Source organism: Bacillus sp. TH17, assembly GCF_016651125.1.
GTDB lineage: Bacteria > Bacillota > Bacilli > Bacillales > Bacillaceae_G > Bacillus_A > Bacillus_A mycoides.
In genome coordinates this window covers 3539874-3552520 of the sequence record NZ_JAEKEN010000001.1, presented here as the reverse complement: position 1 = coordinate 3552520, position 12647 = coordinate 3539874, and the positions used below count along the sequence as shown (strand labels likewise).

14 protein-coding genes are annotated in these 12647 nt (G+C 35.3%); 7 read left to right on the top strand and 7 right to left on the bottom strand.

Annotated elements, in window-relative coordinates; genetic code table 11:
* Together JFT95_RS18050 and corA are read left to right on the top strand one after the other, a co-directional pair.
* Complete coding sequence (locus tag JFT95_RS18050; RefSeq protein WP_078177775.1) at positions 1-1305, top strand: pyrimidine-nucleoside phosphorylase; 1305 nt, start codon at positions 1-3, stop codon at positions 1303-1305.
* A gap of 209 nt (positions 1306-1514) precedes the next feature.
* Entirely contained in the window at positions 1515-2477 is a 963-nt protein-coding gene (gene corA, locus JFT95_RS18045) for a magnesium/cobalt transporter CorA (protein WP_002067031.1), read from the top strand.
* 33 nt (positions 2478-2510) lie between these two features.
* On the opposite strand, the gene JFT95_RS18040 is transcribed toward corA, so the two are convergent.
* On the bottom strand, positions 2511-3800 hold the full coding sequence (locus JFT95_RS18040) for an NCS2 family permease (protein WP_002143039.1): 1290 nt from the start codon (positions 3798-3800) through the stop codon (positions 2511-2513).
* A gap of 134 nt (positions 3801-3934) precedes the next feature.
* Entirely contained in the window at positions 3935-4606 is a 672-nt protein-coding gene (locus JFT95_RS18035) for an SIMPL domain-containing protein (RefSeq protein ID WP_002033894.1), read from the bottom strand.
* A gap of 160 nt (positions 4607-4766) precedes the next feature.
* On the opposite strand from JFT95_RS18035, the gene JFT95_RS18030 reads away from it, so the two are divergent.
* Positions 4767-5186, top strand: coding sequence for a MarR family winged helix-turn-helix transcriptional regulator (locus JFT95_RS18030; protein WP_002088468.1), 420 nt, complete (start codon positions 4767-4769; stop codon positions 5184-5186).
* Between the two features lie 100 nt (positions 5187-5286).
* Positions 5287-5832: a hypothetical protein gene (locus JFT95_RS18025; protein ID WP_201052930.1), complete on the top strand. Its 546-nt coding sequence runs from the start codon at positions 5287-5289 to the stop codon at positions 5830-5832.
* A 17-nt stretch (positions 5833-5849) separates the two neighbouring features.
* Here the strand turns inward: JFT95_RS18025 and JFT95_RS18020 are convergent, their stop codons facing one another.
* Genes JFT95_RS18020 through JFT95_RS18000 form a run of 5 tightly spaced genes read right to left on the bottom strand, consistent with a single transcriptional unit; the run spans position 5850 to position 10328 of the window.
* The gene (locus JFT95_RS18020) at positions 5850-6899 is read right to left on the bottom strand and encodes an ABC-2 transporter permease (protein WP_201052928.1); all 1050 of its coding nucleotides are present in this window, start codon (positions 6897-6899) and stop codon (positions 5850-5852) included.
* 37 nt (positions 6900-6936) lie between these two features.
* Positions 6937-8001: an ABC transporter permease subunit gene (locus JFT95_RS18015; RefSeq protein ID WP_061674468.1), complete on the bottom strand. Its 1065-nt coding sequence runs from the start codon at positions 7999-8001 to the stop codon at positions 6937-6939.
* Positions 8002-8013: 12 nt separating this feature from the next.
* Complete coding sequence (locus tag JFT95_RS18010) at positions 8014-9072, bottom strand: ABC transporter permease (RefSeq protein WP_063218950.1); 1059 nt, start codon at positions 9070-9072, stop codon at positions 8014-8016.
* Complete coding sequence (locus tag JFT95_RS18005; RefSeq protein WP_002128958.1) at positions 9062-9943, bottom strand: ABC transporter ATP-binding protein; 882 nt, start codon at positions 9941-9943, stop codon at positions 9062-9064. The genes JFT95_RS18010 and JFT95_RS18005 overlap by 11 nt, the downstream gene beginning before the upstream one ends.
* The gene (locus tag JFT95_RS18000; protein ID WP_002033900.1) at positions 9909-10328 is read right to left on the bottom strand and encodes a GntR family transcriptional regulator; all 420 of its coding nucleotides are present in this window, start codon (positions 10326-10328) and stop codon (positions 9909-9911) included. The genes JFT95_RS18005 and JFT95_RS18000 overlap by 35 nt, the downstream gene beginning before the upstream one ends.
* 166 nt (positions 10329-10494) lie before the next feature.
* On the opposite strand from JFT95_RS18000, the gene dacF reads away from it, so the two are divergent.
* The 3 genes from dacF to spoIIAB all read left to right on the top strand — a co-directional run bounded on the left by dacF (position 10495) and on the right by spoIIAB (position 12642).
* Complete coding sequence (gene dacF / locus JFT95_RS17995; protein WP_085312287.1) at positions 10495-11685, top strand: serine-type D-Ala-D-Ala carboxypeptidase DacF; 1191 nt, start codon at positions 10495-10497, stop codon at positions 11683-11685.
* 165 nt (positions 11686-11850) lie between these two features.
* Positions 11851-12201: an anti-sigma F factor antagonist gene (gene spoIIAA / locus JFT95_RS17990; RefSeq protein ID WP_002128957.1), complete on the top strand. Its 351-nt coding sequence runs from the start codon at positions 11851-11853 to the stop codon at positions 12199-12201.
* Positions 12202-12642 (top strand): anti-sigma F factor, encoded by a 441-nt coding sequence (gene spoIIAB / locus JFT95_RS17985; protein ID WP_001243400.1) that lies wholly within the window; start codon positions 12202-12204, stop codon positions 12640-12642. It abuts the gene before it with no gap.
* The last annotated feature ends 5 nt before the right edge of the window (positions 12643-12647 follow it).

Below are 12647 nucleotides of genomic sequence, written 5' to 3'. Positions count from 1 at the left end.
ATGAGAATGGTGGACCTAATTGCAAAAAAACGTGATGGACATGCATTAACGACAGAAGAAATTAACTTTATCGTTGAAGGATATACAAATGGTAGTATTCCAGATTATCAAATGAGTTCACTTGCAATGACAATTTTCTTCCAAGATATGAATGATCAAGAACGTGCAGATTTAACGATGGCAATGGTAAATAGCGGTGATACAATTGACTTATCAGCCATTGAAGGGGTAAAAGTAGATAAGCATTCAACGGGTGGAGTTGGTGATACAACGACACTTGTATTAGGTCCATTAGTAGCTGCTTTAGGTGTACCAGTTGCGAAAATGTCTGGACGAGGTCTAGGACATACGGGTGGTACAATTGATAAATTAGAAGCAGTACCAGGATTCCATGTGGAAATTGAAAATGATGAATTCATGCGTCTTGTAAATGAAAATAAAATCGCTGTTATTGGTCAAAGTGGAAACTTAACACCTGCTGATAAAAAGTTATATGCGCTTCGTGATGTAACTGCAACAGTAAATTCAATTCCTCTTATCGCTAGCTCAATTATGAGTAAGAAAATTGCTGCTGGTGCAGATGCAATTGTTCTTGATGTAAAAACTGGAGCAGGCGCGTTTATGAAAACGGATGAAGATGCAAAGCGTTTAGCAGAAGCAATGGTACGCATCGGTAATAACGTTGGTCGTAATACGATGGCGGTTATTTCTGATATGAGTCAGCCGCTTGGTGAAGCAATTGGTAATGCATTAGAAGTACAAGAAGCAATTGATACATTACAAGGTAAGGGACCGAAAGATTTAGAAGAGTTATGTTTAACACTTGGAAGTCAGATGGTGTACCTTGCTGGACAAGCTTCATCTTTAGAAGATGCACGTGAAAAGTTAATTGAAGTAATGAACAATGGTAAAGCGCTAGAATCATTTAAAACGTTCTTATCGGCGCAAGGCGGCGATGCATCTGTTGTTGATGATCCTTCTAAATTGCCACAAGCACAATTTAAAATTGAAGTGGAAGCGAAAGAAGACGGTTACGTATCGGAAATCGTTGCAGATGAAATCGGAACAGCAGCAATGCTTTTAGGAGCAGGGCGTGCAACGAAAGAGTCTGAAATTGATTTAGCAGTTGGTCTAATGCTTCGCAAAAAAGTAGGCGATAGCGTGAAAAAAGGTGACTCTCTTGTTACAATTTACGCAAACCGCGAAAATGTTGAAGACGTAAAAGCGAAAATTTATGAGAACATGAAAATCGCTAAAGATCACGTAGATGCACCAACTTTAGTACACGGTATTGTAACGAAGTAATAAAGTGAAACTTTAATCAGTGGGGGCTTTATCCCCACTGATTATTAGCCTTCACCAATCGGGCATTTACGGGCAGCCCGACCCAGACCTAACTTCTTTGCTTTCGCTGAATTTTGAGGTAGGGGTCTTACTGCCCGCAAATAGCGGGATAAAAAAAGCTGAGGAGATTTCTCCTTGGCTTTTTTTACTATTTTTTGTTTATAATAGTAATGGGTGAAATTATGATTAGAATTTGTGCAATAACGAAAAAAAATGAAGTTTTATATGATGTTTCGCTAGAAGAAACGAAAAAAGAGAACATCATATGGTATTGGCTTGATTTATATAAGCCAACGAAAGAGGAGTATACATATATTTTACAAGATCACTTCAAGTTCCATCCCCTTGCAATTGAAGATTGTGTAGAGTATGTACAGAGACCAAAGGTAGATTTTTATGATGGATATAACTTTTTAGTTCTTCATGCATTCGGAGAAGACGGATTAGAACCGCATGAAATCGATTTATTTATTAGTGATCGATATATAGTCTCTTTCCATTTCTCTCATAATAATGCGATTGAAAGAGTATGGAAAACGCTCGGTGAAAAGAAACGTATTAAGAAGAGTCCTTTGCATGTAGCACATACAATTATTGACCAAATTGTAGATGATTATTTCGCACCTGTTTATTACATCGAAGACCATTTAAATGCAATTGATGATAATTTAACGGGTGAGACAGCAGGAAGTGTGCTAGAAGAAGTATTTGATATTCGTGCAGATTTATCTAAGCTAAGGCGTACAATTATTCCGATGCGTGATTTATTGTATCGTATATTAAATTCAACACGTTTTTACGGTATAAGCGATCATGAAATTTATTTTAAAGATATACATGATCATTTGCTTAAACTGACAGAGATGATTGAAGCGAGCCGTGAATTAACAGCAGATATTCGAGATAGTTACTTTTCGTTGAATTCCCACCATATGAACAATATTATGAAAACATTAACTGTTTTCTCAACTATTTTCATGCCGTTAACATTTATTGCAGGGGTATACGGCATGAACTTCGCACATATGCCAGAGCTTGGCGGGAAGTATAGTTATTTTATTTGCTTAATTTTAATGGCATTAATTGGCGGCGGAATGATGGCTTGGTTTTATAAAAAAGGTTGGTTTAAGTAAAAAAACACCGAGGATTTCCTCGGTGTTTTTTTCTTAGCCAATAGCGTGTAATACGAACATGGCTAAGAATAAGCATGTAATAATATACATGGACGGTGCGACTTCTTTACGCTTTCCAAGTGCAACTTTCAAGATAGGATAAGCAATAAATCCGAACGCAATGCCATCAGCGATACTATATGTGAGCGGGATCATAACGATAATTAAAAACGCTGGAAATCCTTCTGAAAAGTCGTTCAGAGGAATTTGTTGAATGCTTGTAATCATCAGCCCGCCAATAATAATTAAGATTGGTGCAATGGCACTGTCAGGAATTATTTTGACAAACGGAAGCGCAAACAGTGATGCGAAGAATAACAACCCTGTAACGATAGACGTCAGACCTGTCTTTCCGCCTGCAGTAATACCTGCGGCACTCTCTACTGTTGAAACGGTAGGGCTTGTGCCAAATAGACCACATGTCATTGCTGAAATTGCATTTGCTTGGTAAGCACGTGGGAATTTACGATCATCTTCTAATAAACCATGTAAAAGTCCCATGTTCTCAAAAATAAGCACCATGCTTAAGGAGAATGTTGCAATCCAAAATGGCAAGGAAGAAAGTTTCCCAAATGACATAGCTCCAAACACATCGCCATAATTAGCGAATGAAAACGAACTATTTCCCATTTGACTCGTATCAACAAGGCCAAACAGCCATGCAATACCAGTTCCAATTGCAATCGTCCATAAAAAGCTTCCACGTACGTTACGCGCAAATAGTACAAGTGCGACAATAAGAGTAAGTAGTGTGGCAAGAACGACAGGACTACTTAATTTTCCCATTGCAACAGCAGTATTAGGATGCGAAACGACTAAACCACCTTTTTGCAAGCCGATGAAAGCTAAAAACAACCCGATACCGACAGTGATCGCTTCCTTTAATGACTTTGGAATCGATACCGAAAGCACGCGAGCAATCGGTGTAAAAGCAGCAATTGTAAAAATAATACCGGCGATAAAAACAGCTGCCAATGCTTCTTGCCAAGTTAAACCGAGCGTATGCACAGCAGTGTACGTGAAGAATGCATTTACACCCATACCAGGGACAAGAATAGCAGGTGCATTTGCCCAAAATGCCATGAGTAGACATCCGACAAATGAACTAAAAACAGTTGCCAAAATTCCTGCCTCAAGAGGAATGCCGGCATCTGATAAGATTGACGCATTTACAATCATAATATAAACAATTGTGAAAAATGACGTGACTCCAGCTAAAACTTCTTGTTTTGGTGATGTTTGGTGTAAGTCTAATTTAAATGTTCTTTCAAGTATTCCTTTCATGTTAAACCTTCTTTTTCATATCCCTCTCCCACCCGTGATATCTCTTATGTAAGAGCTCACCGTCCTTTATTATATCAGAACATCATGTTTTTACAACAACGAAAATGATAACGGTTACTTATAAATGAGTTTATTTATAAATACGTAAAAATTGCCCGGATAGATGAAATGATTTCTAGTTCTCCTGATTGAATGGGCGGAGCTGCTTGCGCATGCAAAGTAGCATATGATGAGATCTCCCGTGGTAATTGGGCAGATTCTTCAACGAGTGAGAGGGGAACAGGATTAATATTTAAATTGTAGGTACTCGCAATTGTACGAGCTTTGTCTACTGCTTGTTGCAGAGCTTGAATGAGAGCTTGCTCATAATATTTATTTGGATGAGATATTCGAAAACGTAATCCTTTTGCTACGTTTGCACCATTTGTAACGGCTATATCATATACTTCCCCTGCTTTTTGCACATTTAAAACGGTAATTTCATACAAATGCTCCACACGGTAGCCTTGTAGTAATGCTTTATCATTTACATATTCGTATTGAGGAGTAATTGTATAAGAAATGGTTTCTATATCTTTATCGGCAATACCTAGCTGTTTGAGTGCATCAAGCAATTGTTTCGATTGCACTGCATTTTCTTCTTGCGCCTGTTTTACATTTTTACTATCTGTTCGAATGCCCAGTGTTAATATGACAACATTTGGTTTTGCCTTTATAATGCCTTCTCCTTGTACAGTAATAGTAGCTTCTTTACCAGTATTTGTCGTACGGATATTATGTAAATACGGATTCATTCCACTTTGCATTTATGCTCACCATCCTTTTTTATATGTATATGTGTGAACAAAAAAGAAAATCTTATGAAAAAAGTTACATAAATGAGAATGTTGAGGGAAGAAAGCATATACAATATAGGTATTTATAGATTATAATATGTGTAAATATGATAAAAAAGGGACGAGGCTAGTGAACGAAAATAGAGAAACACTGATTTTAGATCTATCTGCATCATTTCGAAAGATGATACGTTTATTACAAAATGATATTAATACACGTTTTTCAGAGCATATGCCATATAATGAATTCTCTGTATTACGTGCGTTATTTTTAAAAAGTCCACAGATGGCTTCGCAAATTGCGAGTGAAGTAAACGTAACCTCCAGTCATATTACAGCTGTAACAGATCGTCTCGTGCGAAAAGGGTTTGTTGAAAGAAAACGTTCAAATTCGGACCGTCGTATCGTATACTTAGAAATTACTGAAAACGGACGAGAAGTAACTGAAAAGCTTGAAGCTGTGCGTAAAGAATATTATAAAGAGAAATTTAAAGGTTGGAGCGACCAAGAGATAGAAATGGTTTTAGAACTATTTGGCCGCGTATTATAATAAATGAGGATAGGAAGCGAGAGCTTTCCTATCCTTTTTCTTTTGAATAAAAATATTTTGAAACTCCGATACTTTAATTAAACAGATCGGAGGAAAGATTATGAAATATATTGCTGCACTTACCATTTTACTTGGAAGTTTTTTCTGCTTTCATACATTCATGTACGCTGATAGCCCTATCCAAGTGGTGCAAAAAGAAGTGAAGTACATTGAGAATGATAATACCGTCTTGTATTCGAAATTATGGGTTCGTTCTATGCAAAACGCAGTATTATTTCATCATAGCGATAATGTTCGTAATCAGGACACTTTGCGTAATGTAACAAGTTCATCGCTCGTTAAAGCGAAGCAATTACCATTTAAGAAAGCATCAATGTACATTCCAAGATTATCGCAATACGTATCAAAAGCAGGGAAAGAAAATATTCAAGTGCACTACATTGCGGTGCACTATAATGTGAAAAAAGAAAATGCGTATCAATTAAATGGCATGAACTATTTTCTGCAAGTATTTGTGAAAGAGCGCGGCGAATGGAAAATTGCTGAAAGTGTAGTCGCGCCGACAGAGCAAATTGTGCAAAATGGTGATGGGTTCGGGATGAAAGAAGAGATGGTGTATGGGGATAGGAGAGAGAATATGAAATAACCTCCTTTTGAAGGAGGTTATTTCGTATGAAGTGAAAATTTTTTATTTATCAAATAGTGAAGTATTACATAGCCAAATAGTCCTATTATTATGAACCCAGCGTAATAACTTAATAGCGGATCGTTTTTTCCACCTGTTATCCGGCCTCCTAATAGAGCAAAACATATTGTAACACAAGGTATAAATAGTCGATGTAGTTTAGTGAATAATAATATTTTACCGTTATTTTCATTAGGAGTCCGATTATACAAAAATACTCCTAATGGTAAAAGAATGAGAATATATAGAATCGGAGTGATAAGCTTCCAGATGGGCTGGAATTGATGCTGCTCCTTAACGGATTCTTTTAAATTATTAATGTCTACTTCCTTTACTTCTGGATTAAATGTATAAGATATATAAGTATTATTAGTAGGTGCAAAAACTTCAATATTCTCTATATATGATGCATAATTCGCTTTCTTAAGGAAAAATTCAGTTGTAGATACATTTGTGTGAATCCAAGCAAAATGAAACAGTAACATGCCTATTCCAGATGGTAATATAATGAAAATTAAGCTTAATATACTATGCGAAATGACATTGCCAGCAATTGTTCCGATAAAAATAGCTATTGTAAAAATCGCAATCCATGTAATGGTAACATAACATAATAATGTACCCATTGGCCCGAAAGATTGGTATTGGCTAAAAAGATTAATCTTTAGGATGAAATAAATTAAGATGCCATTAAGACTCATTATGAATAGAATTGCGATTGTCCCGAACAGCCACTTAGAAAGAAAAAGCTCTTTTCTCGTGAATGGCATTGCAAATAACAGATAGTCTGTTTGATTTTGTCTTTTCCAACTGATTAATGAACAGGCGAGTAATATGAAAATTGGAATGAAGGGGATGATAAGAGTATCCCCATTTAAACTATAGTAGAAATAGCCATCTTCGTTTGGTTGAACCTGTAAATCATTAAAGTAGCTAATAGGTAAAAACCAAAAACTACTACAAGCAAAGAGTAAAAGAATGTACTTACTTTGCTTGTAATGATGGAGCCATAAAGCTTTATGAAACATGTAATCCCTCCAGTACAAAATTGTGATAATGATGAGTTTATTTAGCGTTCCAAGAGAACTTCCATTTCAATAGTTTGGATAGAAGAAAATAGCTAATTATGCTTGCCCCAAAAAATCCAATGTAAAAATTAAGTAATGATTTGTCTCCCCTTAAGACTAAACCACCAACTATTCCTATAACGAAAATACCAATGCTCATAATTATTTTTTGTAACTTCGGATATAGGAGGAAGTTTCCATTTAGCTCATTGACTGAACGAACATATAAATATATACCGAGTGGTAATAAAATAATGATATATGTGATAGGTGCAATCAATAATTTTGCTGAAGGGATTTTTGTAAAGTTTGGTTCATTATGACGCACTCCATCTGGATCGGTATAGGCACTATGTGGATCATAATCAAATCTAATACGAAAATCTTCTGCTGGACCAGAAATACGTATGTTTTCTAAGAAATGGTTCATATTATTACTGTTCTCATGAAAATCTATATTTGAGTGAACAGCGATGACTCCTGAGACTAGAGATGGAAGTAACAATGGAAACATGAATATAGCTGCAGTGAGAAGTCCCTGCGAGATAATATGCCCTGTAATTGTTCCAATACATAATGCAAGTGTATAAATAGCGATTAATACAATTAACATATATATAAAATAAGAATGGAATGGGGAAAATACTTGATATTTATTATGAAAAGTTATCTCTTTCATAATAGCAAATAGACCCCAGTTTATACTGACAACTGCTACAATGTTACAAATACCAAACAACCATTTCGTCATAAAAAAGTGTGAGCGTTTAAAAGGCAGAGACCAAAGAAAATCAATGGAGTTATTTTGTCTTTCCCATCCGATTAACGTACAAGCTAAAATGATAAGTGCAACACCTTGGAATATAACAGGATCCATTAGTGATAAACCAAACTGGTAGTGATATGTATAGTTGTCTTCTTTTGGCATCGTTAGAAAGTGTTGTTGTTCAATAGCTGCCATATAGTATTTGTATGACAAATTGTAGAAGCTAACGAACCAAAATAACCAGACTATATATTTACTTTGTTGGTACGTCCGTAGCCATAATGCTTTTTGAAACATAGGATCTCTCCTTTAAAAGACTTTATAATTTGTAAGGCGCTTTAGTACGAAATAAGTGACGATTCCGGCGAAACACATACCGGTATACTGATTAAATAAGAAATTAAATAAAGGTAATTTATAGCTACTTAGTAAGGCGAAATAGATTGTCGTTCCCCATATCCATATTCGTAAATGTTTTTTGGAAATAAATATTCTTTGACTATTTTCAATTGGTGACCGCTTGTATAAATATGAGCCAATTAGTAAATAGAAGATTGTATAAAAAATAGGAACTAGCATCGATTTAGCTGAATAATAACTATGGAACTCTGGACCTTTTAAAAGCGATGAATCGGGTGCTTCCTTATCTTTTTCCGGATTATAGTAGTAATTAATAGAAAAGTAATTTATCGGTGCAACGATATTTGCTTTTGCATTAATTTCTGAAAGACTTACATATAAGTGTCGTTCTTTCTTATATGTAATATCTAGAGAATTAATTGTAAAATTGTGTAGTAATGAAATAAAGGTAAGCCCCATTAGTAACGAAGGAATACAAAAAACGACTTGTGAAACGATACCTCCAGTAAAAGTACCTATACATAAAGCAGCTGTATATACTGCGACATATGAAACGATTGCATACAGAAAGTATCGATGAAATGGTCCAAATGATTGATAATCAAAATGAATTGTAGTTCTATAAATAAAATACATAAGAACCCAATTTATAAGAAATGAGCATACAATACAGAATGAACCGAAAGCCCATTTAGATAAGAAAACATCTTTTCGTTTAAAAGGCATTCCCATAAGTAAAGTAATAGATTGATTGCTACGTTCCCATCCTATTAATAGACACGCTAAAGAAATAATAAGAATAGTTAACCAAAGGCTATTATCATTTGACCAAAATGTGTAACTATAATCGAATGTTCCTTTTTCTTTCAAGTCATAATACTTAGCAAGTTGTAGTTGAGCTTCTCTATAGTATTTGAAAGATAAATAATAAAGCGTACTCAAGAAAAATAGTAAAGCAGCATACTTCCCACGCTTCCAATTCCACATCCACAACGCCTTATGAAACATACCCATCCTCCTCAAGTGTCGTAACGAAGACATCTTCAAGTGACATTGATAATTCTTCAATGAGTATTGGTTGCTCTTTATAAAACTTCTCCAGTGTTGTAGCCACATTTTCCTCAATTAAGATTGTATATACTTTTCCTGTTTGGTTTAATATTTTAATATTGCTTAAGTTTTCTAGTTTTTGAGGTAATGAACGTTCATAAGCAACTTGTATTTTGGCAAATCGTGATTTTGCATCATCTAGTGATGTAATAGAATCTACTGTATGTCCTTTTAAAATAATGATTGTATCGGCAATTTTTTCAACTTCATCTAAATGGTGAGTGGAGATGAAAATTGTAATTTCTTTTTCTGCTACTTCTTCAACGAGAAATTGTAGAATCTGTCTTTTGACGATAGGATCAAGTCCGTTTGTCGGTTCATCTAAAATGACATATTCTGCTTTTGCAGCGAAAGCTAAAATGATCGCAAGCAGTGCTTTCATTCCTTTTGAGTAACTACGAATACGTTTGTTTGGTAAATTAAAACGTTCTAATATTTCATAAAAATATTGTTCATCAAATGCTGTATAAACCGCTTTATAAAACTTTACGATTTCTTTTACTGTATATCCGTTCAGTATGTTAGTAGAGTCTGGAACGTATACAACTTTTTGTTTAATTTCAGGATGCATATGAACATCTGTATTCTCATATGTAACAGTTCCTTCATCGGGGTCTAAAATGCCGACCATCGTTCGTAATAAAGTTGTTTTCCCCGCACCGTTTCTTCCGAGCAATCCGACGATACTACCTTTTTGTAATGTGAAAGAAACATCGTCTAAAATCGTTTGGTTATCAATTGTTTTCTTCAAGTTTGTCACTTTCAACATCTGTATTTCCTCCAATCTCTTTATAGTATGAATCTATCCAATCGTGAATTTTATCTTTCGTAATCCCAAGATAAGAGGCTTCTAGTAATAATTGATGAAATTGCTTTTCAACCATAGCGATTTTCCTTTCGTCTAATGTTGGGGTAATCGATTGGGCTACAAATGTTCCTTTTCCTCGTAATGTTTCAATAATCCCTTGTCGCTCTAATTCTTGATAAGCTTTACTTACTGTATTTGGATTTATAACGAGCAAAGAAGCAAGCTCGCGTACAGAAGGAAGTTTATCACTTGGAGCTAACATATTTTTTAGTACGAGCTCTTTTATATTTTGAACAATTTGTTCCCATATCGGAGTGTTGCTTCTTGGATCAAGTTGAATATGCAAGAGCAATGTCTCCTTCCTGATGAGTATTAAGTGTACTACTACGTGTAATACACTTAATACAATATAGGCAAGGAATTTATTTGTCAACTGAAAATAATAGAAAAATATGGTATTAAAAATGTATAAATTGGAAAAAATAAGTTTGATATAGAATGGAGGGTTAGTCATGAAGCGAGTTTTTGGAATACTTGTTTGTTTCATGTTATTGCTTTCTGGTACTTCAGTTAGTTTCGCACAATCTGAGAAAACGAAGCAGGAAAAAACAGAAGAAACCACGCCGAAGTTAGCGGAACAAGCGTCATCAGCGATCGTAATTGAGCAAGATACAGGTAAAGTTTTGTTTGATAAAAATCCGAATGAAAAGTTACCACCTGCTAGTATGACAAAGATTATGACAATGCTATTAATTATGGAACAAGTTGAAAAAGGAAAACTAAAACTAAACGATAAAGTTAGAGCGAGTGAACACGCAGCTTCAATGGGCGGATCACAAATTTTTCTAGAACCTGGGGAAGAGATGACTGTAAATGAAATGTTAAAGGGCATTGCAATTGCATCTGGAAATGATGCATCGGTTGCAGTAGCTGAGCATATCGCTGGTTCAGAAGAAGGTTTCGTAAATATGATGAACAAAAAAGCGAAAGATCTAGGATTGAAAAATACACATTTTCAAAATCCGACAGGTCTTCCAGCGAAAGATCATTATTCTACAGCGAATGATATGGCTATTATGGCGAAAGAGTTGATGAAGTATCCACTTATTCGAAAATACACAGGTAAATATGAAGACTATTTACGTGAAAATACGGATAAGAAGTTTTGGCTTGTTAATACGAATAAGCTAGTACGTTTTTATCCTGGAGTAGATGGAGTGAAAACAGGCTTTACGACAGAAGCGAAATATTGTTTAACGGCATCGGCTGAGAAAAATGGTATGCGTGTTATTTCAGTTGTAATGGGAGCACCTACATCAAAAGAGCGGAACAATCAAGTAACGAAGCTTCTTGATTATGCATTTGGACAATACATGACAAAGAAATTATATACACGTGGTGAGAAAATTAAGACTGTACAAGTAGGAAAAGGTAAGGAAGAAAAAGTAGATTTAGTTGCGTCAGACAATGTGTCTCTTCTTATGAAGAAGGGCGAAAATATGGACAAAGTTAAACAAGAAGTGATTGCTGAAAAGAAAGTGAAGGCACCGATTAAAAAAGGTGATGTACTTGGCACACTTGTTATTAAAAGAGATAAAGATGTTTTATTAAAACAAACAATTGTAGCGAAAGAAGATGTTGAGGCAGCGAGCTGGTGGGAGTTATTTAAAAGAAGTTTTGGGATGTTTTCAACATCAAAATAGCGGCGGAAATTTTGATGTTTTTCTGTTCGTATTTACTGAAATAATTGCTGAAAGGTTTCACTTTATGACGAAATAGTTCTTCTTTTGTCAGTAGGAAGGATTCTGATTTTATATCACGAAAATCTTATGTTAATGAGTAAAGTTTGAGCATAAGGAGGAAATCGTGTGAGTCTTTCCATGCATTTAGAAGTAAAACGTGACGTCTTATGTGTGAGGCTAGAGGGCGAGTTAGATCATCATACTGCTGAAGAGTTGCGAACGAAAGTCACAGATATGATTGAGACACATGGTGTTCATCATATTATTTTGAGCCTAGAGAACTTAACATTTATGGATAGTTCTGGTTTAGGCGTTATATTAGGCCGATATAAACATGTAAAGGGATTAGGTGGAGAGATGGTTGTCTGTGCAATTTCACCGCCCGTTAAACGTTTATTTGAAATGTCAGGTCTATTCAAAATTGTTCGTTTAGAAGAAAGTGAAGCGCATGCGCTCGCGACGTTGGGGGTGGCGTAGATGAGAAATGAAATGAACCTTCAATTTTCAGCGTTAAGCCAGAATGAATCATTCGCTCGTGTTACGGTAGCTGCTTTTATTGCGCAATTAGACCCGACGATGGAAGAACTAACAGAGATTAAAACAGTTGTGTCAGAAGCGGTTACAAATGCAATTATTCATGGGTATGAAGGAAATGCAGAAGGTGTTGTTTATATTTCAGTGATTTTGGAAGAAGCGATGGTGAAACTCACGATTCGAGATGAAGGGATTGGTATCTTTAACTTAGATGAAGCAAGACAACCCCTTTTTACAACTAAACCTGAATTAGAGCGTTCCGGAATGGGATTTACTATCATGGAAAATTTTATGGATGAAGTAGAAGTTATTTCAAACGAATCTTTCGGGACAACAATCCATTTGACAAAATACTTATCAAATAGTAACGCTCTATGCAATTAAGGAGA

What these genes read in the sequence shown, in the direction of transcription:
- JFT95_RS18040 (WP_002143039.1), bottom strand. Translation starts at nt 3,800, where the DNA reads ATGAAAGGAATACTTGAAAGAACATTTAAATTAGACTTACACCAAACA.
- corA (WP_002067031.1), top strand. Translation starts at nt 1,515, where the DNA reads ATGGGTGAAATTATGATTAGAATTTGTGCAATAACGAAAAAAAATGAA.
- dacF (WP_085312287.1), top strand. Translation starts at nt 10,495, where the DNA reads ATGAAGCGAGTTTTTGGAATACTTGTTTGTTTCATGTTATTGCTTTCT.
- JFT95_RS18025 (WP_201052930.1), top strand. Translation starts at nt 5,287, where the DNA reads ATGAAATATATTGCTGCACTTACCATTTTACTTGGAAGTTTTTTCTGC.
- spoIIAB (WP_001243400.1), top strand. Translation starts at nt 12,202, where the DNA reads ATGAGAAATGAAATGAACCTTCAATTTTCAGCGTTAAGCCAGAATGAA.
- JFT95_RS18005 (WP_002128958.1), bottom strand. Translation starts at nt 9,943, where the DNA reads ATGTTGAAAGTGACAAACTTGAAGAAAACAATTGATAACCAAACGATT.
- JFT95_RS18035 (WP_002033894.1), bottom strand. Translation starts at nt 4,606, where the DNA reads ATGCAAAGTGGAATGAATCCGTATTTACATAATATCCGTACGACAAAT.
- JFT95_RS18010 (WP_063218950.1), bottom strand. Translation starts at nt 9,072, where the DNA reads ATGTTTCATAAGGCGTTGTGGATGTGGAATTGGAAGCGTGGGAAGTAT.
- JFT95_RS18015 (WP_061674468.1), bottom strand. Translation starts at nt 8,001, where the DNA reads ATGTTTCAAAAAGCATTATGGCTACGGACGTACCAACAAAGTAAATAT.
- JFT95_RS18050 (WP_078177775.1), top strand. Translation starts at nt 1, where the DNA reads ATGAGAATGGTGGACCTAATTGCAAAAAAACGTGATGGACATGCATTA.
- JFT95_RS18020 (WP_201052928.1), bottom strand. Translation starts at nt 6,899, where the DNA reads ATGTTTCATAAAGCTTTATGGCTCCATCATTACAAGCAAAGTAAGTAC.